At 63.0% G+C, this 20,777-nt stretch carries 25 protein-coding genes; 10 read left to right on the forward strand and 15 right to left on the reverse strand.

The window, feature by feature from the left end; genetic code table 11:
* Positions 1-17 precede the first annotated feature (17 nt).
* The 5 genes from DNJ95_RS10685 to parA all read right to left on the reverse strand — a co-directional run bounded on the left by DNJ95_RS10685 (position 18) and on the right by parA (position 4,512).
* Positions 18-2,015: a relaxase/mobilization nuclease domain-containing protein gene (locus DNJ95_RS10685; RefSeq protein WP_131184711.1), complete on the reverse strand. Its 1,998-nt coding sequence runs from the start codon at positions 2,013-2,015 to the stop codon at positions 18-20.
* A gap of 460 nt (positions 2,016-2,475) precedes the next feature.
* Positions 2,476-3,063 (reverse strand): S26 family signal peptidase, encoded by a 588-nt coding sequence (locus DNJ95_RS10695; protein ID WP_131184713.1) that lies wholly within the window; start codon positions 3,061-3,063, stop codon positions 2,476-2,478.
* Complete coding sequence (locus DNJ95_RS10700) at positions 3,060-3,617, reverse strand: DUF2840 domain-containing protein (RefSeq protein WP_131184714.1); 558 nt, start codon at positions 3,615-3,617, stop codon at positions 3,060-3,062. The genes DNJ95_RS10695 and DNJ95_RS10700 overlap by 4 nt, the downstream gene beginning before the upstream one ends.
* On the reverse strand, positions 3,614-3,877 hold the full coding sequence (locus tag DNJ95_RS10705; RefSeq protein WP_131184715.1) for a chromosome partitioning protein ParB: 264 nt from the start codon (positions 3,875-3,877) through the stop codon (positions 3,614-3,616). The genes DNJ95_RS10700 and DNJ95_RS10705 overlap by 4 nt, the downstream gene beginning before the upstream one ends.
* Complete coding sequence (parA, locus tag DNJ95_RS10710) at positions 3,874-4,512, reverse strand: ParA family partition ATPase (RefSeq protein WP_131184716.1); 639 nt, start codon at positions 4,510-4,512, stop codon at positions 3,874-3,876. Before parA ends, DNJ95_RS10705 begins: the two co-directional genes overlap by 4 nt.
* On the opposite strand from parA, the gene DNJ95_RS19210 reads away from it, so the two are divergent.
* Positions 4,511-4,672 (forward strand): hypothetical protein, encoded by a 162-nt coding sequence (locus tag DNJ95_RS19210; RefSeq protein ID WP_165491570.1) that lies wholly within the window; start codon positions 4,511-4,513, stop codon positions 4,670-4,672. The two genes, parA and DNJ95_RS19210, sit on opposite strands and share 2 nt — an antisense overlap.
* Before the next feature lie 141 nt (positions 4,673-4,813).
* On the opposite strand, the gene DNJ95_RS10720 is transcribed toward DNJ95_RS19210, so the two are convergent.
* The 4 genes from DNJ95_RS10720 to DNJ95_RS10735 form a co-directional block, all read right to left on the reverse strand.
* Positions 4,814-5,671 (reverse strand): replication initiator protein A, encoded by an 858-nt coding sequence (locus DNJ95_RS10720; protein WP_131184717.1) that lies wholly within the window; start codon positions 5,669-5,671, stop codon positions 4,814-4,816.
* Between the two features lie 26 nt (positions 5,672-5,697).
* A complete protein-coding gene (locus tag DNJ95_RS10725; protein ID WP_131184718.1) occupies positions 5,698-5,982 on the reverse strand; it encodes a helix-turn-helix transcriptional regulator in 285 nt (94 codons plus the stop codon).
* Positions 5,983-6,057: 75 nt separating this feature from the next.
* The gene (locus tag DNJ95_RS10730) at positions 6,058-6,855 is read right to left on the reverse strand and encodes a DUF2285 domain-containing protein (RefSeq protein WP_131184719.1); all 798 of its coding nucleotides are present in this window, start codon (positions 6,853-6,855) and stop codon (positions 6,058-6,060) included.
* Positions 6,856-7,191: 336 nt separating this feature from the next.
* Positions 7,192-7,542 carry a DUF2958 domain-containing protein gene (locus DNJ95_RS10735; RefSeq protein ID WP_131184720.1) on the reverse strand — a complete coding sequence of 117 codons (351 nt, stop codon included), beginning with the start codon at positions 7,540-7,542 and terminating at the stop codon, positions 7,192-7,194.
* A 375-nt stretch (positions 7,543-7,917) separates the two neighbouring features.
* Between DNJ95_RS10735 and DNJ95_RS10745 the strand changes: the two genes are divergently transcribed.
* Entirely contained in the window at positions 7,918-8,154 is a 237-nt protein-coding gene (locus DNJ95_RS10745; protein ID WP_476718334.1) for an XRE family transcriptional regulator, read from the forward strand.
* A 70-nt stretch (positions 8,155-8,224) separates the two neighbouring features.
* On the opposite strand, the gene DNJ95_RS10750 is transcribed toward DNJ95_RS10745, so the two are convergent.
* The 3 genes from DNJ95_RS10750 to DNJ95_RS10765 all read right to left on the reverse strand — a co-directional run bounded on the left by DNJ95_RS10750 (position 8,225) and on the right by DNJ95_RS10765 (position 12,241).
* A complete protein-coding gene (locus DNJ95_RS10750) occupies positions 8,225-8,539 on the reverse strand; it encodes a DUF736 domain-containing protein (protein WP_131184723.1) in 315 nt (104 codons plus the stop codon).
* 753 nt (positions 8,540-9,292) lie between these two features.
* On the reverse strand, positions 9,293-11,335 hold the full coding sequence (locus DNJ95_RS10760; protein ID WP_131184725.1) for a ParB/RepB/Spo0J family partition protein: 2,043 nt from the start codon (positions 11,333-11,335) through the stop codon (positions 9,293-9,295).
* Positions 11,336-11,413: 78 nt separating this feature from the next.
* Complete coding sequence (locus tag DNJ95_RS10765) at positions 11,414-12,241, reverse strand: DUF932 domain-containing protein (RefSeq protein ID WP_131184726.1); 828 nt, start codon at positions 12,239-12,241, stop codon at positions 11,414-11,416.
* 636 nt (positions 12,242-12,877) lie between these two features.
* Between DNJ95_RS10765 and DNJ95_RS10770 the strand changes: the two genes are divergently transcribed.
* Positions 12,878-14,437, forward strand: a complete 1,560-nt coding sequence (locus DNJ95_RS10770; RefSeq protein ID WP_131184727.1) for an LA2681 family HEPN domain-containing protein — start codon at positions 12,878-12,880, stop codon at positions 14,435-14,437.
* 135 nt (positions 14,438-14,572) lie between these two features.
* Here DNJ95_RS10770 and DNJ95_RS10775 read toward each other — a convergent pair whose 3' ends face one another.
* Entirely contained in the window at positions 14,573-15,403 is an 831-nt protein-coding gene (locus DNJ95_RS10775) for a helix-turn-helix transcriptional regulator (RefSeq protein ID WP_242671901.1), read from the reverse strand.
* A gap of 170 nt (positions 15,404-15,573) precedes the next feature.
* Between DNJ95_RS10775 and DNJ95_RS10780 the strand changes: the two genes are divergently transcribed.
* The 7 genes from DNJ95_RS10780 (at position 15,574) to DNJ95_RS10810 (ending at position 19,966) form a co-directional block, all read left to right on the forward strand.
* Positions 15,574-15,798: a DUF2188 domain-containing protein gene (locus tag DNJ95_RS10780; protein ID WP_131184728.1), complete on the forward strand. Its 225-nt coding sequence runs from the start codon at positions 15,574-15,576 to the stop codon at positions 15,796-15,798.
* 102 nt (positions 15,799-15,900) lie between these two features.
* Positions 15,901-16,818, forward strand: a complete 918-nt coding sequence (locus tag DNJ95_RS10785; RefSeq protein WP_131184729.1) for an AAA family ATPase — start codon at positions 15,901-15,903, stop codon at positions 16,816-16,818.
* On the forward strand, positions 16,815-17,288 hold the full coding sequence (locus DNJ95_RS10790; RefSeq protein ID WP_131184730.1) for a hypothetical protein: 474 nt from the start codon (positions 16,815-16,817) through the stop codon (positions 17,286-17,288). Before DNJ95_RS10785 ends, DNJ95_RS10790 begins: the two co-directional genes overlap by 4 nt.
* Positions 17,285-17,785 carry an HORMA domain containing protein gene (locus DNJ95_RS10795; RefSeq protein ID WP_131184731.1) on the forward strand — a complete coding sequence of 167 codons (501 nt, stop codon included), beginning with the start codon at positions 17,285-17,287 and terminating at the stop codon, positions 17,783-17,785. Before DNJ95_RS10790 ends, DNJ95_RS10795 begins: the two co-directional genes overlap by 4 nt.
* Complete coding sequence (locus tag DNJ95_RS10800; RefSeq protein WP_131184732.1) at positions 17,785-18,687, forward strand: CBASS oligonucleotide cyclase; 903 nt, start codon at positions 17,785-17,787, stop codon at positions 18,685-18,687. The genes DNJ95_RS10795 and DNJ95_RS10800 overlap by 1 nt, the downstream gene beginning before the upstream one ends.
* 35 nt (positions 18,688-18,722) lie before the next feature.
* Positions 18,723-19,463 carry a DUF6602 domain-containing protein gene (locus DNJ95_RS10805; RefSeq protein ID WP_131184733.1) on the forward strand — a complete coding sequence of 247 codons (741 nt, stop codon included), beginning with the start codon at positions 18,723-18,725 and terminating at the stop codon, positions 19,461-19,463.
* 131 nt (positions 19,464-19,594) lie between these two features.
* The gene (locus tag DNJ95_RS10810; protein WP_242671902.1) at positions 19,595-19,966 is read left to right on the forward strand and encodes a helix-turn-helix transcriptional regulator; all 372 of its coding nucleotides are present in this window, start codon (positions 19,595-19,597) and stop codon (positions 19,964-19,966) included.
* A 16-nt stretch (positions 19,967-19,982) separates the two neighbouring features.
* Here the strand turns inward: DNJ95_RS10810 and DNJ95_RS10815 are convergent, their stop codons facing one another.
* Both DNJ95_RS10815 and DNJ95_RS10820 read right to left on the reverse strand, forming a co-directional pair.
* Positions 19,983-20,507, reverse strand: coding sequence for a helix-turn-helix transcriptional regulator (locus DNJ95_RS10815; RefSeq protein ID WP_131184735.1), 525 nt, complete (start codon positions 20,505-20,507; stop codon positions 19,983-19,985).
* A 4-nt stretch (positions 20,508-20,511) separates the two neighbouring features.
* Positions 20,512-20,777 (reverse strand): hypothetical protein (locus tag DNJ95_RS10820; protein WP_131184736.1); only part of this gene is annotated, 266 nt, incomplete at its 5' end.

The raw sequence follows: 20,777 nt of genomic DNA on the forward strand, positions 1-20,777 counted from the left end.
CGGTGCCGGGTTCCCGATCAACCGACGGAAGGGCCGCGCTGCCTTCCAATCTCCCACGACACCCCGCCACCGCGCACCGTCGCGGCGAGCTGCTGTCCCAGCCGCTGTTCGATCACCGGCCGCCACGGCACCAGGCTGAACCCCATGCCATCGTCGAGCATCGCGTAGCGCCCGCTGGCCAGCATCACGCTGCGCCGGTAGATGCCCGCCACGCGCTGCCCATCGGCCACAGGTCGATGCTCCAGACCGGTTTCGGCGGCAATGTCCTGCGCGGCCTGCGCCAATTCCCGATTACGCAGCGTGCCCAGCAGGTTCCGGGCGAGGATCACGCGCTGGCCGCGCCGCTGGGCCAGTCCCTGATCTTCGAGGAAATCGGCGCGCTGCTGCATCGCCTGCTTGGTCTCGCTGCCAAAGCCCAGGTCGCCCAGCCCCTTGCCGCCGCCGATCAACTGCTGATCCAGCCAGGTGGCGCCGATCACGCGGGCCTGCCGCTCGATGGGCAGGTGCGATTTCAGCTCCACGGCTACGCCACCGAGGCGCTGCGCGTCGTACTGGCGGCCACGCTCGGCCAGGTCGTCCGGCACCTTCCATAGTCCATCGGCCACACGCTCCACGATGCCGGCCCGGCGCAGGGCTTCCAGCCGGCGGACGTGGGCTGCGACGACCTCCTGCGGGTCGCGGTCGGCCTTGGCCCGGCTTTGCTCGATCACCAGGTGATGATCGGTGCGGTACAGGCCGTCGCTCGCCAGCGCGGCGATGTTCTTGTCGGCCGCCCGCACCTCGGCGGAACCGCGTACCTCCACCACGGCTCCGGTGGGATAGTTCGCCAGCTCGTCACGGGCGTTCAACGCGACGTAGTGGGCTTTGCCGTCCACGCCGTCGATGACCAGATAGCCCCGGTCGCGCAGCTCGTCGGCCAGCCCCTTCGCGGCCACACGGCCGAGGATGGTTCGGCCATCCTCGCCCGGCTCGAACACCGCCAGCTCGCGCGGCTGGCCGCTCATGGCCCGCTGCATGGTGCGGATGATGTCGCCACGCTCGCCCAGGGCGCGCAAGGTCTTCTCCGCGTCCGCATGGACGGCCCAGGTGCCGGGCTGCACCTCGTCGGCCAGGCCCAGGCGCTGCAAGCGTTGCAGGCGGCCGATCAGCAGCAGGCGCTGGCGTTGCAGCCGGGGTTCGTTGAAGCGTTCGATCTGCACCCGGCCATCCTCGCCGGCCTCGCGTTGCAGAGTGCGATCCAAGCTCGTCCACCGCTCTTGCTCCACCTCGCGCTGCAAGGTCTGCTGGATCTCCAGTTCGGTGCGCGGCCCCAACCATTCCGTCGCCAGCTCGGCGGCGCGATGGCGGAAACCGTGGGCGATGTAGTCGCCCGCGATGATGAGGTCTTTGCCGGTGTCGTCGCGTCCGCGCACAATCAAATGCGTGTGTGGGTTGTCGGTGTTCCAGTGATCGACCGCCACCCAATCCAGCCGTGTCCCCAGGTCGGCTTCCATCCGGTTCACCAGATGCCGGGTGTAGGTGCGCAGGTCGTCCAGCTCGGCGCCGTCCTCGGGCGAGACGATGAAGCGGAAATGGTGCCGGTCGTCGGCGGCCCGCTCCTTGAAGGCATCCAGGTCGGCTTCGTCGGTCCGCGGCCCGTAGGCCCGGCCCGGTTCGCCATCGCGGCCGGCGCCGTCGCGCTCGATGTAGCGCAGGTGCTTGGCGAGCGACTGCGGGCTGGCCCGTTGCTGATTTACCAGCAGGGTCTTGATGGTCACGCGCCGCGACATCGGCGTCAGCTTCGCCCCGGCGAAGCGCGCCGCCGTATGGCCGCGCCCCAGGCGCGAGCCGGGCCGCTGGCCTGCGCGCTGGCCCTGGCCGCCGGACGCGGCGGAATGGCGCATCGAGGACTTGCCGCCGCTGGCCTTGCCAGCCTGCTTGAGTACCTTGGAAACGAAGCTCTGGCCCTGGCCCTTGCCCCGGTTCTTCGGGGCGCTGGGATGCACCCGGAAATCGTCGTCGCGGCGGTCGCTCATGGCTGCACTCCCTGCAAGCTCCGGCGTGTCCGGTCGTGCGAAGCACGCGGACATGCCTGCATTGGCGCGGGCCTCGTGCCCCACGCGGCACGGCGGCGAAGCCGCTGCGTGCCGCGCCACCCCCATGTGCAGACAGGCTTTCGACGCGGCCCGGTGCCGCGTCCTTTTGTCTTGCCTTCCGCCTTTGCCCTTCGCTGTCGCTCCGGGCGTCGGCGGCCCGGCGGCGCTGCGCTGCTGGCAGCCCGCCCGCCGGCTAACACGCAAACAAGCACGATGAAGGCCGTAGGCCGGGTGCGTTCGAGGCAAGACGCCTGCACGTTGGACGACTGCGCCGGATGTTGCGCGAAGTGCGGCGCGGATGCGCTCGCACTGCGCGCGCGACGACACCGCAACAGCAGCCGGAACGACACGCCCGATGGCACGATGAGATGCACGGCAACGTGCAGCGATTCGGCGGCCATCATGGGCGTGCCTCCAGCCAGAGCGGATGCGCGGCGCCGATCACGGCGGATGCGCTGACCGGCCCGAAATAACGGCTGTCGAACGACGCCGGATTCGTCACGCTCAACAGGAACAGCTCGCCCGGTTCGAGGCGGCGGCAAAGCTGCAAGGATGGCAGCGGCCGGCCCAGCCGGTCAGCCCGCAGCACGGCGGCCGTAGGCACGTCGTCGATGCGTACCTGACCGGCGATGATGCAGACGTGTTGCGGCGCGACTGCGCCCACACGTTTGAGCAACGGAATGCGCGTCGGCAGGTAGCCGCGCTGCGCAGCCAGTGCGGCAGCCTCGGCTGGCAGCGGCACCAGCACGATGCTGTCCACGGACAACGGACGTGGCAGCGAGGCGGTGCGCGGGTCGAACGGTTCGATGCGATACCAGCCGACCGCCACGCTGTCGGATGGGTTGTACGTCAGGCGCGGAAGCGGCGACACGAAAGCCGCCCAGGCCAGCGCAGCGAGGCCGCAGGCGGTCAGGCCCGCGAGCACGATGCGAGCGCGCAGGCGCGAGCGAGGACGCGGCGAGGGGCCAGTCGTAGAAATGCTGGTCATGGGAATGTCCTTCCGGCCAGCCAGGCGGCGTGCCGTTCGGCGGTGTATTCGGGCAGCGTCAGGCGGGCCGCCAGACGGTTGCCCAGCGTGCGCCAGTACGCAGGCGACACGTCGATGGCGGCGATGCCCTGCGCGTCGATGCCGTCGATGCGTTCCAGCACGGCACGCACCGCGTTCTCGCCTTCGGCGTGCAGCAGCAGGCGCGCACCGGGCCGCACGCCGGGAATGCGCTGCACGTCATCCAGCGGAGTGGCGGCTTGCATCACCATGAGCTGCCAGCGGATCGTGCCGTAGTCGCTTGCTTCCCAGCGCACGCGGCAGAACATTGCACGGGGCAGGAACACCGCAACGCGCCGCCAGCGGTCGAGCCGCAGCGTGCGCGCCGGTTCGCCGAAACGCAGGTAGAGATTGAAGCGCGGCTCGATGTAGGCGAGCGACACGCGGGTCAGCGGCACGTTGCCAGCCTGGCTGGCGAGTGTCGAAAGCAAAGGCGTTGGCGTGGTCGATGCAGCAGCCGTGGCCACGTTCACGGCCGGCGCGATGGATGCGTTCATGGCAGGTTCTCCGTGCGTTTTTCGGGAAACTCCCGTTCCAGCAGGCCGCGCAGCAGGTCGGCCACGGTCACGCCCTGGCCGAAGGCTGCGATCTTGATGCGTGCGCGTAGCGCAGGCGTCACGTCGAGGGTCAGGCGTGCGGTGTAGAGGTCGCCCTTGTTCAGCGCATCGGCATCGCCCTGGCGAATCCACGCCTCGGCGTGCGGATTCGCGGGTGGACGTGCGCCGATGCCGACGCGCTTGCTGCGCGGGCCGCTCATGTCGGCCACCGCAGAAGTTCATCGGTGAGCGCGGCGATCTCGCGTGCGGCGGCGCTGTCGGGCGCCGTCTCGCGGGCGAGCCGGCCAGCGGCCACGCTGTCGGCGAAAACGATGCGCTGGCGCACTTCGCTGCGCAGCGCCGGCAGCGGCTGTTCGGCCAGCGACTGCCGCGCCTCACGGCCGATGATGGTGGTACTGACGCGCTGGTTGATGACGAAGGCCGCGCGCAGCGCAGGCCGGAACACCTGTGCCTCGCGGATCAGCGCCACCATCTCGGCGCTGGCCCAAAGGTCATACGGGCTGGGCTGCACGGGAATCAGCACGCGCTCGGCCGCCAGCAGCGCGGAACGCGCCAAGGCGGCGATGCGCGGCGGGCCGTCGATGATGATGTGATCGGCGCGGCGGGCCAGCTCCGGCGCTTCCTGATGCAGCGTCTCGCGGGCAAGGCCCACGGCGCTGAACAGGCGGGGCAAGCCCTGCTGGCTTCTGCGCTGTGTCCAGTCCAGCGACGAGCCCTGCGGGTCGGCATCCAGCAGGACGACGTGCTGGCCGCGCAGCGCCAGTTCGCCGGCGATGTGCGTGGCGAGCGTGGTCTTGCCGACGCCGCCTTTCTGGTTGAGCAAGGCGACGATCATGGCGCGGGCCTCCAAGCTGGAAAACCAGCGTGGTTTTGCCTTGCCGAACGGGGTTGGTTTTGGGGTTGTTTTTGCCTTCGGTACTGCGGCGCTTTTTGCCTTTCGGCAGTTGTCCACCGAAACGGCGCTGCTTTACCAAAAGTTAGAGAATTTAAGTTAGGAATGTTAGAGGGCGAGAAAACCCAATGCTGGCGCGGGTTTGCGGGCGATCGGCACGCCTGATAGCACGATAGTCCCACGCCTGATAGCACGATACCCGGCACGCCTGATAGCACGACACCATTCACAGGCTTTCCCGGAGTTATCCCCGTGCCGTGGGCGGCACGGGCCGGAAGGTCAGCAGCTCCATGCCGTTGTCCGGCATCCGCTCGATGCCCAGGACGTAGCCGGGCAGCGACTGCCGCGCCACCAGTGCGCGCAGGTCGCAGGCGAAGTCGTAGGGCTTGGTGGTGCTGCCGGATTTCTGGTGCAGGTAGCGGAAGTCGAACTGCCAGCCGTGCGCCTGCCTGCCGCCGTGCTTGCGCACCAAGCGGTACAGCCAGCGCTCGATACCGCCGGTGAGCCGGAAGTACGCCGGGTCGATGGTCAGCACCAGGGCGGCGTCGAGCACGCCGGCATAGAACCAGTCCGGCAGGATCAGTTCGATGCCCAGCGGCGTGCCGCTGGCATCGGCCAGTTCCTTCCATTCGTTGATCCATGAGAAGCGATGCAGGCGCCGCCCGGTCGTCTCGCGGATGGACGTGGCCACCGTGGTCGATTGCAGCCGGTCGAGCGCGGCCTTGAGGCGCTGGTAGTCGCGCAGCGACTTGCCGCGCCCGATGAAGCGCAGGATCTCGTAGGGTGTAGCCTGCATCAGCCGCGAGGGCCGCAGGCCCGCGTCCTTCGCCTCCACGATCTGCGAGGCCGCCCAGATCAGGATGTCGGCATCCCAGATGGTGGCGATGCCGTGTTCCTGCGTGCCTTCCACGCGAATCGTCACGTTGCCCGCTCGGAAGTCGATCGGTGCCGTGCGCCGCGACTTCGCCAGCGAGAAGAACGGATAGGCCATCAAGTCCTGGCTGTCGCGCGGCGCCATGTCGCCGGGCAAGGCGCGGAACAGGTCGAGCTGTTCGCGCTCCTGCACCGGCCGCTGCCGGGACGGCAGCGCGGGACTGGACATGACGGCAACCACCCGTGAACCGACGATCAGCGGCGATCACGGTAGTCACCCGCATGGCGCTCGGCGTACTCCGGGTCGGACGTGGCATCGAAACTGCGCGCATCGGCCCAGGCATCCAGGTCGGCTACCGCATACATGACGCGGCGGCCGAACTTGCGGAACTTCGGCCCGCCGCCGATCACGCGCTGTTTCTCCAGCGTACGCGGCGACAGCCGCAGGTAATCGGCGGCTTCGTCGTTGGTCAGGTAGCGCTGGGGCTGCGCGGGCGTGGCAACGGGAGCGGCGGCAGGCCGCAAGGGAGCGGGTCGCATGGGATGTACCTCCATCAAGCCCGGCCACACCACGCAGCCGGATAGAGGCACTTTCAAGAAAGCAAGGCTTCCTGCTCAGGGACGTTTTGCAAGGGATGCAGCGCGTCCCTGTGCAACGGGCGGAAGCTGTGCCAGGCGGCGATAGCCGCCACGCATCAGCGCATCGCCCCGGCGCACCAGCCGGCGAACGCGGGCGCGCAAGGCGCTGTCCGCGTGCCAGTCGGCGGCGACAGCATCGACGCCGAACAGCCCTTCGGCCACTTCGCGCAAGGACGCGCCCGCCAGGGTGCCGTCGAGCGCCTGGAGCGTGTTCAACTCCAGCAATGTGGCGAGTGTCGGTCTTGGCCGTGCCATTCCCGCGGGTAAGGCGTCGCCAGCGGTGGCCAGCTTGTCCAGCTCGGTCGCCAGTGCCTGATAGCGGACGCAAGGTGTAGCGCAGGCGCGGATGGCATAGGCGTAGGCCACGCCATCGCTCAGGTCGGGTGCCAGCGCGAAGCGCAGGCAGCAGCCCGGCCAGCGTGTCAGCAGCACCAGGCGCTTGCCATCGTGGATCAGATGCTTCTGGCCGGGAATGCGCCAGAGCGCGAAGGCCATCGCGTCTGGCGGCGGGTCGGCGTCCGGGTAGAGCTGCACGACAGCATCGTGGTCAGGGAACCAGGCCGGGTGTGCGTCGCGCGCATCCAGGGCGGGATCTTCCAGCAGGCGAAGCCCCCAGGCGTGCGCCGCCTCCGGCCGACGGCGTCGGCGCAGCCAGTCGCGGCGGTAGTCGGGGTGGCGGCGCAAGTATTCCCACGCCAGCGCGGGGCCGTCGAGATGCAGCGCGTAGAGATACGCAGCGGTCGGATACCAGTGTTCGGCACTCGGGTCAGCCATGACGCGATCTCCTGTCGATCAGCAGGAACGTCGCCACGGATTCCAGTGCGCGGGAGCTATCGAATCGCCATCAAGTCGTCATCAAAATCGGGGTAACCTGCAACTGCTGTAGTCAAGACTGATTCGCTCCGAGGCATTGCGGAAATCATCTCAATGCGACGACTGCGCCGCCGCAAAATGGAGCGCAGCATGGAGCACCGTGCCGCAGCCCGCACCAAAGATCATGACTGTTTGCATCAGAAGCGCAACGCTTCGGTGCAAGAGTGCGGATTCAGACCGCCCAAGTCTTGGTTATGACTGAAATAGTCAGAATGCGCCGTCGTTGGCTGGTGCTACTTAGTCGGTGATCGAGCCGTTTTCCTCTGCCAGTCGAAGGTACTCCGACAGCAGCCACACCGGCTGGAAATAGCGATCGCGCATCACAGGCTGCTTGCGCGGCCCGACGATGGACGCCAGATCGGACAGCTTCACATGGCCCAGGCCGGGCATGCCTATTCCGAGGTCGATCAGCCCCCAGGCCGTATCGCCATCGGCCGGATCGAGCGCGGCCAGCAGCCAGGCGGCGTGCGCGTCAGGGGTGAACAGCCGCACCACCGGCATCGGGTCGATGCTTCGGCCAGCGGCGCGTGCCGCGCCGACGGCGAGCAGTTGCGCCCGCTGTTCAGCGGTCACAAGCGGCTGGGTCATGGCCCGAATCCCCCCGCATCCGAGGATGCACGGATACGCTTTTCCACCGAAGCGCGGAACCGCTGAAGCGGATGCCTGCTTTGGCGGGAAAGCACGAAGGCACAAGCCATCGAATCCGCACATGCACGGAAACGACGAAGCGGAATTGCGCAGGCCAGGAAAGACACGGATGCGGTTCCCCGATTCTGTCGGAATCCGCCCATGCGGATTGCCGTAAAGGCACGAATACGGAAATCAACGACACAAAATGCGCACTATAGTTTGTAGCCCTATAGTGCGCAATCGGCTGTCATCTTGGTTTTCTAAGGAAAACCATAGGTGGCGGCGAAAAACTCATTGGCGACGGCAATACGGACGGTCAGGAAAGCGCGCGGCTTGAGCCAGGAAGCGTTCTCCGACGTGTCCAGCCGTACCTATCTGAGTTTGCTGGAGCGCGACCTGAAAAGCCCGACCATGCACAAGCTGACCGAGCTGTGCGAGGTCATGGACGTGCATCCGCTCACGTTGCTGACGCTGGCCTATGCCGGCGACAGCACGCGCAGGACCGATCAGCTCCTGGCGCAGGTGCGCCAGGAGCTTGAGGCGGTGTTGAAGGAACGCGACACGCCGTAGGCGCATGCGTGACGTGCCGCGCCAGCAGCACCGCGCCCCGCCGCAATGGGCGGGGCGCGGCGGGTGGCCGTCAGGCCGCCTTGGGCTTGTTGCGCGACCAGATCAGGTCGTGCGTGCCGTCCTCGCCTTCGATCAGGCGGGCATAGACCGTCGCCGGGAACGAAGGATCGTCGAGGGATACGGACACGTAGGGCCGCCCGGCTTCGCTGGTCTTCTTCCACGCCGCGCCAATGTCGTGGCCGGCCGCCTGAAGGCGGAAGTCGGGGGCGTTCTCGGTGTCGCCCTTGTCGTTGGGAATCAGCTTGACCTTGACGTTCAGGGTCAGGGTGCGGAGCTGGCCGGTGAAGCCGTCTTTCTCTGCGGTGAAGGTGCCGATGTTAGCCATGATGTTTCTCCTTTCGGGTTGAACAAGGTCGCGCCAGTGCGTCCTTGTTGTGATCCGGCCGGCGGGGGATGGGCTGGCCGCACCGCGCAGCGGTCGCAACAACGTGGAGAACCTGGAAGCGAAAAGAATTTGTCCCGCGAGGAATGCGCGCAGCGCAGGGGAAATTGTTTTCGCTGGAAGGTTGCGGCCATGAAGCCCAAGGCGCAGCCGTTCCCTCGCCAGGATTCACGACAAGCCAAGGACGCACGGGCCGCCCGCTGCCGAATGGAGACGTGGCCGACTCGGCATCCCCGCGTGACGGCTTCACCGGCTTGCGCCCTGACACTGGCAAGGCCAACACCCCAACGACAAGCGAGAACGCTCCTTGCCCCAGATTGCGGCGACGGGCTTGAGGCGTGGCGTGGATGCTCCATAGCGAGGCCGAGTGGCGTGTCGGTGAACCGCTCCTCGTGACGTACAAGCGCGAACCGCCAGCGTCGAGGACGGCACGCTTTGCCACAACCTGCCGCAGCAAGCCAGGGGGTAGCCCCACAAGCCCCGCCCATTGGCTGGGGCGCCATCGAAACCTTACCCGCGTCAGCGGGCACCGATCGCCGTACCGCGTGCAATACACTTGCGCGAGCGCCGTCGCCGCCTGGCCGAAGGCGGCGACGGCGCGATTTTGCTGTGAACGTTGAAACCGGGCGCGGCAGACCTGCCGCGCCCGGTTTTGGTTGAGGCCCCGGCGCATCACGCCGGGGCCATGCTGCACCCTCACGCGGCGAGTGCGTGGGCCTCCACTTCGTCGGCGGCATCTTCCGACGCATCCACGTCCTGCGCATCTTCCTGCGGCTCCGTGTCGTGTCCGCTCTTGAACACTGCGGGCATCCAGCCCGTGCCGTCCGCCAGCCGTTCCGCCTCGCTGGCAATGTCGGCCTTCTTCAACTTCGCCAACCGGGTAGCGTGCGACGGCGCAAACTCGCCCACGGCTTCCAGAATCACCGCCTTGGAAACGTGCTTGAAGTAGCCTTCGGCGGTGGGCTGCCACCATGCCGCCATTTCCAGTCCCACGGCCTGCGCCAGTTCCGCGCCCGGCTGGTGTGCCGTGGCGCGGGGCGTCACCACGTCCACGGTCGCCGCCACGCATACCGCCAGCAGCCGCACCAGTTCGCCTTGCTCCGTCGCCAGCAGCGCGGCGAACAGTTCGGCGCTGTCCTGCGGCAGCGCTTCGCCCGAAACCTGCTGCGATTCGCGCAGGGCCACGGCGGCGGGTGACTCGGGCCAGTCGGGGGCCATGCCTTCCAGGCGGTCTTGCACTTTCAGGCTCACACCTAGCGGCAGGTCGTGGCCGTAGTGGCTGTCCTGCAAGACGGTCTGCACCATGCCATGCACCAGCCCGGCCAGCGCGACTTGCGGATGCCGGGCGACTTCGATTTGCAGCGCGGCGGTACGGTGCGCGCTCAGGCGCTGCGCCAGCCGGTCGGACAGGCTCGCGGCCTTAGGCTGCTCGGCGTCCTCGCCTTCGTCATCGTTCCCGGCTTCGCTTTCCGCGCTGCCGAACCCCTGCCGCAAGCGTTCCAGCGTGCGCAGCGCCTTGGCTTCGGCTTCGCGCAGCAGCCCGCGATGAATCACGGCTTCGCCGCTGCGGTCGAGGGTGACGATGGCACCGGCCACGGCGCGCACGTCCGGGGTGTATCCCTGCAAGGCTTCCTCCACGGCTTGCAGTTCCCCGACAACCTGTTCGCGGCGCGGCTCCAGCGCTTCGGTCTTGTCCTCGTCCTCGGCGTCGTAGGCTTCTTCCAGTTCGGCGTCGATCTTGTCGAGGCGGGTTTGCAGCGATGCGATGCGGCGGGCTTCGCGGGCGCTCGGTTCGCGGCGCTGGCGCGGCGCGTTCTGGAACGCCTGCCACTCGGCGTAGCTCATGTGCGGCACGGCTTCCACCCACGCCCACCCCTCGGCGCGCACATCCCCGGCCAGCGCATCCAGCTTGCCGCGCACCAGCGTTTCCAGCAGCGCGGCGTCGGTCAGGTAGGTTCCGGCATCGCCTTCCGCGAACAGGTCACGGCGGATGCCGCCGCCCGCCGCCGTGTAGGCATCCAGCCCGGCGAAGTGCACCAGCGGATGCGTGGCGTCGATTTCACGCTCGGTCAGGCGTTCGCGTAGCGCGGATGCGCCGCGCTGCCATTCGGGCGCTCCGTAGAACGCGGCTTCCTGCGCGGCGTGGTCGTCGGTGATGGTCAGGGCCATCAACTGTTCCAGCGTGACGGCTCCGGCCCGGTAGTCGGCCAGCAGGCGCGGCGAGACGTTCGCCAGCTTCAAGCGGCGCTGCACCACCAGCGGGGACACGCCGAAGTCGGCGGCAATGTCTTCGATGGGACGGCCTTCCTTGACCAGCGCAGCGAACGCCTCGAACTGGTCGGCTGGGTGCATCTGCTCGCGCAGCAGGTTTTCCGCGAGGCTGACGGTACGGGCCGAAGCGTCGGGCACCAGCAAGCAAGGCACCTCAAAGTCGGCGGCGATGCGCTTCTTCTTCGCCAGCAGCTTCAGGGCGGTGAGGCGGCGGTCGCCCGCCACCACTTCGTAATGCTCGCCATCAACGGCAAGGATGACGACGAGGTTTTGCAGCGGACCGACGCGGGCAATGCTCGCGGCCAGTTCGGGGATGGACATGCGCGAGGTCGTCCGCGCGTTGCGCTTGGAGCGGCGCGGCAGCAACTGCGAGAGCGGAACCAAAATCAGGTTCTTGCTCGGGTCGGCCACTTCCAGCGGCGCGGCGGTTTCGATGGCGCGGGCTTCGGTTTGGGTAACGGCGTTCATGGTGATAACTCCTAGCGGTTGGGATGCAGCAGCGAGAGAAGCGGCAAGGGCTACTGCCTGCCCCTGCCGCGTGGGGGGTCAGGCTTTCAACTGGCGCATGCCATCGGCCAGCAGCCAAAGCGCACGGTTGAGGCGGATGCTTTGGTCGATGCCCTGCACCGGGCGGGTTTGCTGGCGGCGTCCGTTGGCGCTGCGCCCGCGCAGGCCGCCTTGGGTCAGGTTCTCTTGCGTGCGGTTGAACACGCTCCACAAGTCCGGGCGGCGGTCGTCGAAGCGGCGCGGCATCAGGATTTGCGATTCGGTGATGGGCGCGGGCTTGTCGGGGTCGTCGTACTTGAGGGCCAGCGCGGCGCGGGCGAACACTTCGGATTCGCCATCGTTCAAGGTGATGACGCGCATGGCATCGCGGGATTCCTTCACCCGGTCGAAGCCGCTCAACACTTCGTAAGCGCCTTCGATGACGGAACCGGCCACGTCGCCTTTGTGCGGCACGCGCACGTCCGCCACCGTGTCGCCGCAGACAAGGCCATTGCTGCAGACGAACCGGAACATCCCGGCCAGCATCTGATAGCTGCTCGTGCCGTCGTGCGAGTTCAGCAGGACGATTTCATTGGCTTCCGCACCGTTGATCTGGCTGGCGTGGCGCAGGCGCAGCATGTGTTTGGTGTAGTCGCGGCGGTCGTCGTGGCGCACGCGGGTCTGTGCTGCCATGAAGGGTTCAAACCCTTCCTTGCGCAGTTCCGCCAACACGGCGGCGGTGGGGATATAGGCGTACCGCTCGGAACGGCTTTCGTGCGGGGCGTCCGCGAAGATTGACGGCGCGACCTTGCGGATTTGATCGTCGGACAGCGGGTAATCGCTGCGCAGCGACGGGGAACGGGAAGCGAATCGGGATGCGAGTTGCATGGCATTTCTCCTGACGAAAAAGGTTTGCTGTTCAAACCGCACACCGGATTCCTAGATTCGGAGCCCAGCCTTTCGGCTGTTCGGTGCGGTCGGCACGAGGAACCCGGTTGGCCCTGTTGCCACCGTCTTTCCTGAGTTCATCGCCCGCGGCCAAAGGAGCGCGCGGACGGGGGCCGTCAAGGAGACAAGCGCAGGGTTGGTGCGGCCCGCAGGCGCAGCCGAGGACACGGCCCTGCGCGCCTTGACGGCACACGGGAGCGGGCTACGGTCGCGGGTAAGGTGATGAAGTCAGGGGAGACGGCTGGACAAGGCAACGGCCGCCTTGATGCGCAGACCGCACGCAAGCGAAGCGCGCAGGCCCGAAGCTAGAAGCCGGGCCGTAGGCGTCAGCCGAGCGCAGCGAGGGAACGATGGAAGCCCGTCAGGGACGAGACCCTGCAGGGGGCTCGATGCGGAGCACGACAGCGCGACCGGCCATGCTTCTTGGCCGGGACGCTCACAGCGTGGCCCGCGATTACCTGAGAGCCGGCGCGGCAATGATCGCTCGAGTCCCTAAAAATCTATCTTGGTTCAATATGCCGTGCAGCGCCTAAACTTTCGGCAATCAATGAAGACATGCGACTAAGGAGACCATTTATGTCCAAAAAGCTGGAAAAGTTCTACGAACAATCTGGGCATCTGAGTGCATTGTTGGACAACGACCCTGCTGAGGCCGTGAAACAGGCCCGGGAGATTGATTTTGATCTCGATACATCCGAGCGCTTCAATCTGATGATCCTGCGCGCGGCGACTCTGGTAGATGGCGGCACATTGACTCAACAGCAGGACGCGATTGAAGAAGGGCTCGCACTATTTCGTGAACTTCATGATCTATTCCCAACTGCCGACATCACCTACAATCTGGCGAACGGGTTGGTTGCTACAACCGGCACCCCACCGCGTGACTCCAACTGGTTGGACCACCAAGAGCGCAGTAGGGAACGGCGTGCTGAAGCAAGAAGATGCTTCTGGAAAGTAGCCCAGGACTCGGACGCCAGCTCATCCTTGAGAACTCAAGCCTGGACAAACCTTGCCAACCAATTCAGCAACGGTTATCGGCTAGGTGAAGCTCATGATGCCTGGCTTGCCGCGCTAGAAGTCGACCCCGAAAACGGAGTTGCTGCTAGTTCCGCGGCTCATAACTTGCTATGGCTTTACGAGCAAGGAGGGTGTTCCGACCTTACGCGTATCGAAGCGATCATGTTGGCCAAGATCGCGCATCGGCATCGAGACCGAGTTATCCAATACGCTGGTGCGCAGGCCGCGAGACATATCTCTGCGTTCGCCAGTGAGCTGGGAGATCCGCCACCGCGATCGCCACACAAAGATCCATTCATCAGTTGGGTCGAGCGTGAACGCCTGACGCTTGCGCCAGTTGTGGAGCTTGTCGATCCCACCTTAGGAAAGCTGGACTGGCTCATGCTTCCCGGAATTCTGGAGCGGGAATCGGGTGCAGGCGGAGCGCCACCGCCGGTGTTTGCGATGTTTAACGTACTGAAAAGCGACTTCATCCTCGCACGTGACCTGTTATGGCGTTCTACCGACGAAGAAGTGTGGCCGGCGACGGGGCGATTTGCTGACACTCTCGATTACGCTACATATGGCCCAGATGCGTCTGCGCTAATCTTGGCACACCGGACGGCTCTCGATCTGCTCGACAAGATCGCCGTGACAGCGAACCATTACTTCGAACTTGGGGAACCACCAGATAAGGTTTACTTTGGCAAGTTATGGCGAGGAGTCCCTGACAAAGCAACTGGCGTGCGCCCGCTTAGCGAAAAGGTTGAGAAAGCGATTCGTGCGGGTGCCAGTGCACTTTATGGCCTCGTAGAGCTTGCCGAGGACTATGACAGCAGTGCGGGAATCTTGCGTCCTCAGAAAGATCTCCGCAATGCAGGCACGCACCGATTTGTCGTGCTGCATGACCTGGGGAACCCAGCTCACTGCAGAAAAGCACCTGAAATCGAACATCATCGGCGGGAGCAATTTACTCAAGAGGTATTGCGTGCCTTGCGCGTCGCCAGGTCGGCCATCCAAATGCTTACACTTTCTATTGCGCAGCACGAAAAGCTCTCAGGACAGCGGACAACGGGCCTCGTCGGATCGTTGGTAGTCCCCGATCATGACTGGATTCGTGGACGAGACGAGGGGACCTAAACCGCCACTCCTCAAATTTCAGAATGGGCCGATCAATCATCGCCAGCGGGGCCTGCACGGATAGCACCCATTCACGACCGCCCAGGGGAACGGCAGTGTAACTGGCGGCAGAACGTGTGAACGCGGTAACGTCATTTACCGGTGTTTGGTTTTGGGAAGAAACTCAGCCAGCTCCCCCCGGTTTTTCAACGTAATTTGCTGCGCCTGGGCCGACTTGCTGGAGTCTTCATCGGACAAACCTAGTTGTTGTAAAACATAGAATAGGAGCGCCTGGCGGCATTCGAGAGCACATTCGCCGTCATTCATACCGTAATCCAATTCAATCACCGCTCGATGGGTGCCCTCCAATTTCGGGTGGGGTGCCAGGACCAGTCGTACCATGTTGTGCCATTCAACATCATCCCTACTCCGATCCTGATCAGCTTCGCTTCCTTCAATTTCAAGAATTCGGGAAAGCAAAAAATCTCGAAACTCTTCTCGTTTATGACAGTAAGCCCGCATATGCCACCGGTAGCCATCACTGACAAGCGCATGCGGCGTCAACGCTCTAGCAGAAGGCTCTGGTCCGGAAAATGACTGATAGCGCACATTCAAGGCACGGCCATCCCTGATTGCACGCACGACTTCAATCACCGTCTCCGCATCCAATCTTCGCCAAGGACGAGGAACCGTAGCCACAGATGGATGCCAGCCAAGAAAGCTTCCATAGGGGATCTCAGGATTGATTGCGACTCTCAGCAGATCATCTAGGTAGCGCTCCAAGGCGCTAGTTGCGAACGCGGCCTCGAAGGATAGCGATGCTCGGTAGACCTTGGTGCTGGTGTCGTACTCCAAATTGCCAGGCGCGCGCTTCGTGTACTCAGACAAGTCCAGCGATGCCTGCGGTATAGAGATGCCAAAGAAAGCCGTCAGATCACTCCGGTTGATGTGTCCGTCCCATCGAAGCCGGTAGTCAATGAACTCCAACCGGCGTTCCTGCCCCCAGCGGGTCCCGGGCCTTGGGGTAGTAGTCAGGGGAAGGCTACCCCCCATGTCACGGTCACTGGTCATACCACCACTCTCTCATGCGTACAAAAACTAGACGCGCATATTTTTTATGCGTATAGTAAGACTACGCGAACACTCAGGAGAACGCAATGACAAGCAAATCCCAGCACGTCGTGCCCCACCAGAACGGCTGGGCCGTCAAGGGTGCCGGCAATAGCCGTGCAACCACTGTTCAACCGACCCAACAGAAGGCGATTGATGCAGCAAGAACCATTGCCAAGCACCATCAGGCGGAGGTCGTCATCCATGGCCGAAATGGGCAGATCCGCGCCAAAGACAGCTACGGCAACGACCCCTTCCCCCCGAAAGGCTAGACAAGGGGTCCTATCTATCGCGAGCCTGCTATCAGTGCTCTGTTCAGGCTATTGACTGGGTATTTTCGCAGAAATGCACACAAGGAATCAGGTTCAGCCACGATGACGAAATCCCAATCCAATACAGCCGCTAACCTCCCGAAGGGAATTCATCGGAGTTGGCATCTGCCTGATCCCACGCTCGGAGCGCTGTGGAACTCCATAATCCTTGATGAAGCACGTAAAACACAGTTGCTCTCACAGGCTGTAGTCAACTTCACGGTGCGGCCAAAAGTGGACCGTAGTGTGCTCCCTTTGCATGGAGTCATTCTCTTGGTAGGTCCCCCTGGAACGGGGAAAACCTCGCTCGCTCGCGGCTTGGCCAACCGTGTAGCTGAGTCCTTCAAGGGATCAACGATCAGGCTTCTAGAGGTCGAACCACATTCGCTATCTAGTTCGGCCATGGGAAAGACACAGCGTGCGGTATCCGACTTGTTCGCCCAGTCCATCGCGGAGTCTGCAAGTGCCGGTCCCACGATTGTTTTGCTCGATGAGGTGGAAACACTGGCCGTTGATCGATCCAAGCTCAGCTTGGAAGCCAATCCAATCGACATCCATCGCGCCACCGACGCCGTACTGGTTCAACTCGACTTGTTGGCCGAACAGCATCCCAATCTGCTATTCGTGGCGACAAGCAATTTTCCAGAAGCGGTCGATACCGCTTTCATGTCGCGCTGTGACCTCATTATGGAAGTCCCGCTGCCTGGGCGCGATGCCTGCAAGCTGATCCTTCAGGACTGCCTGACAGGCTTGGGAAAGACCTTCCCCGCAATCGCAAAACTCGCATCCTCATCGCGCTTCGACCAATGTGCGAGCGAGTGCGTCGGTCTTGATGGTCGCGCGATCCGAAAGATGGTCGCAAACGCTTTGGCGGCGACCCCCAAGACAGCAATGAATCCCAATGAGGTGACCATTGGGGACCTCATCGCAGCAGCTAAATATGCAAAGGAAAACCGAGTCCGCGGAGGAAACTCTAAATGAACACCGTTGCCAGCCGCACCCTGCGCAGTTCGCCGCATCGCGATGCATCCGAGACCTGGGAGGCAATCGTAGAACTGCTGACTCAAGGCAAAGACAGTGAGGCCCGCCGCGAATTGCGAGCCGTCGCCGGCGTTGCATCGAGCCTGATTGCTGACCAAGCGCCTAAGGATGCGCCCATCGTTGCTACCTGCGAGGGGCCTCGCACGCGCATCTATTGCACGTATGACGAAGACGCCGTCGACGGCAGTGATGCAAGCGAAGACGGCCTGGGTTTCGATCCCTTGAAAGGCGATTGGACGCTATCCCTTCCCTGCCCCAAGGATGAACTGGACTGGGTTCAAGCCGCTCTCAAGAAGCACAGTAGCCGGATCACAGCACGCGATCTCGATACGGGCCTCGCCACCGACGCATCGAATACCGCGACGGCCCAATCGATGACGCTAGATGTAGCGGGGTTCCTGAAATCATGAGTTCAGTTGCAACCTACTCATATACCCACTCAGTCACCTATGTGGCAGACAACATCCTGAAAAGCCTAAAAGACATCATTCGGCTTAGCGGTCTAGATCCATCAGGATTTGTCAACGACTGGGCGACCAATCTGCTTGCGGTCAAGACATGGCTCGACTCAGAGGATTTGGAGAAGGTCATCCTCGAAATCTACAACCCCAGCTCCAATAACCTAATCACTCGTTGGGACATTGACGTTATCTATAGCTGGAGTTCGGGTGATGGAAGCTTCTGGACCGACACCGAGCAATTGAAGTACGCCATCCTTAAAGCAGGTGTACTCCCCAGCCAAGCCAAGTACACGTTGCTGCTGAAAACAAAACCCGGGCGGCCGGACGTTCCAGGTTGGTCTAAAGGCAGCTATCGGTCTACGGACGGCATGGTAAAGCAAAGCTTAGGGTCAACCGTCGAACACAGTGGCTTGGGCGCACAGGCCGGATATTGGAGACAACGCTGATGCTGACAACCGATGAAGCCTTTCGCAAGTTCAAATCACGACTGGAATTGAACGAACGCGAACAGAAGAATGCCTCTCAGCGCCAGACCGAAGTGCGCGAATATTTGGAAACCAAGTTCGGTATCGCGCGCAGTTTTCTGACAGGTTCCTACGCGCGCCACACCAAAACCAAACCACTGAAAGATATCGACATCTTTTTCGTCCTCAAGGAGTCGGAGAAACACTATCACTCGAAAGCGGCTTCTGTCGTACTAGATGATTTTCACACGGCACTGGTGGACAAGTATGGCAAGGATTCAGTGCGCAAACAGTCCCGCTCCATTAATGTGGATTTTGGCATTCATATCGATGCAGAGGACAACACCGATTACCGCATCGTGAGCGTCGATGCCGTCCCGGCCTTCGATACGGTGACCGAATATGAGATCCCCGACTTGGCCACGGGCAAATGGATCAAGACTGACCCTGAGATTCATAAAAAGAAAGCAACCGAGGCACATCAAGCTTATTCAAGCGAATGGAAGGGCCTCGTTCGCATGGTGAAGTATTGGAACAACAACCCCAAGCATGGCAGTGACAAGCCAATCAAGCCATCGTTTTTGATTGAGGTCATGGCACTTGAGTGCCTGCACGGTGGCTGGGGTGGCTCCTTTGATCGAGAGATTCAGGCCTTCTTCTCAACATTGGCAGATCGCATCCATGACGAATGGGCCGACCCTGCCGGCCTTGGTCCCGCCATCAGCAACGATATGGATGCGGCAAGGAAAGATCGAGCCCAGCGGCTTCTGCTAGCCGCCAGTCGCGAGGCATCCGTCGCCATTGACCACGTCCGACGTGGCCGCAATGGAGAAGCACTGCGTGCCTGGCGAGAACTTTTTGGTCCAAAATTCCCTTTATCCTGAACCATTATTCGCTTATCGCGAACAGGGAGAAATGAATGGCCACCAAGAAAGACAAGGCCGCTGATACGGCATGGATGAAGGAGGCGTTCATTGATGTCCAATCCGAATTGGCTTTGAAGCTCAAGCGTGCTGCACAGTCAATTGAACATGCTGGGACGCACGGCGCAGTTAATGAAGACCACTGGATTGAAGTGTTCCGCTCCTACCTGCCCAATCGCTACGAGGTGGCGACAGGGTTCGTCATTGACAGCCTCGGAAATCGGAGTGAGCAAATTGACGTGGTGATCTTCGACCGTCACTTCACACCGACGCTGCTTGACCAGCAGAAGCATCGATACATTCCTGCGGAAGCTGTGTACGGCGTATTCGAGTCGAAGCCACATTTCGATAAGAGTTACCTTGAATATGCAGGAAAAAAGGCAGCATCAGTGCGAAAACTGCTTAGGACGTCGGTGTCGATTTCACATGCTGGTGGAACATTCAAGCCCAAGGAACTCTTCCCAATCATTGCAGGCATCGTCGCGCCGAAGTCGAGTTGGGCTGATGGATTGGGCGATTCATTCCAAAAGAATCTGCCGTCCGATGATCACGAGAAATTGGATTGCGGATGCGCGCTAGAACATGGCGCCTTCGATACTTTCGATGGTCAACTTAAGATCGTTCCACCGGAAGGTGCTTTGATTTACTTCCTTTTTAGGCTCTTATCCAAGTTGCAATCGCTTGGTACAGTACCCGCCATTGATTGGGCCGCGTACGCTGCGACGATAAATCGATAGCGCTCGTTGAGAGATGGGATAGAGAGCTGTCGATACTCTATTCCCAGTTCGCTATGCTACGCCCCAGCAAGTTGTCCCGATAGCTACCGAGGTTCACCATGTCTCCATGCAGCTTACTCATGGAGTCTCAGGTGGAACAGCTATCGCAAACATCCAGCGCGACCGGCATCGTCGCCAAGCAATCCTTCCCGTTGCCGGGGACGGAAGCCTATGAAGCGCTGCCGCAGTTTCCGAAGGGCAGCCCCCTTCCCTTCCGGCGCACCATTCGCCGCCAGGAATTGCGGCAGATCGTCCCCCTGGCCGAAACAACGATCTACGAAATGGAGCGCCGCGGCGAGTTCCCACGCCGCTTCAGCCTGACACCGCGCTGCGTCGTGTGGGACTTGGCCGAAGTGGAAGCGTGGATCGAGCAGCGCAAACAAGCGTCTCGCGGCGGCGTCTCGAAGCCAGATGTTCACCTACGAAAAACCCGCCCTGTTCGGGCGGGTTCGAGCAAAGCATGACGCCAGGCAACCGCTCTCATCCAACCAAGGCTTCGAGCTCCTTGGATGCAGAATGCGGTAACCGCCTCCCCTCCTTCGCCACGTTGACTTGCAAGGCCACCCGCGCAACGTCCAGCACGCCCTTGGCCAGCGAATAGCTGCCCCTGGCCTGCAACCACGCCAGCACGTCCGCCAAGTGCCAGATCGACGCACTCCCCTCATGTACCGGTGCTGGGAAGCTGCCCGGATGTGCCAGCATCAGCTTGCGCATGTTCTGCCGCGACACGCCCACGATGTCGGCCACGTCGGTCAGACCGACCAGATCCGGCGCGACTTCGATCAGCTTGGCCGACGGCACGGCATTGCGCACGTCCGCCAACGCACTGCGCACGGCGATGCCGGCATCTGCCGCCTCGCGGGTGAACTCCAGCGCCAAGCGCCCCGGCTGGCCGATGCCCACCAGGGCATCGTCGCAGCCGGCTTCGCCCAGGCGTTCGATCAGCGCATCCGGGTCGCCCTCATCGTCGGCGAGCTGGTACTTCAAGGTGAAGGTGTATTCCATCGCGCTATTCCTTGGCATCGTCAGCCTCTTGCTGCTTCCGATGCGTGGTGCAGTTGTCCACGACGCGCCGCAAGGCGCGGGCGTGGTTGCCGGGGCTCCTCGGCGTGCTCCAGACGCTGGTGATGCAGAACTCGCCGCAGCGGCATTCCTCGTCGTTGTATGGGCAGTAAATCCGCCCCCATGCGTGACTGCCGCCGACTTCGACACGCCAGCCATGCCCTTCGGCGTGCCTGACAGCTTCCTCGACCTCTTTCTTCGGGTTGAAGGGAC

The organism is Stutzerimonas kirkiae, from assembly GCF_004327335.1.
In the GTDB taxonomy this organism is placed as follows: Bacteria; Pseudomonadota; Gammaproteobacteria; order Pseudomonadales; family Pseudomonadaceae; genus Stutzerimonas; species Stutzerimonas kirkiae.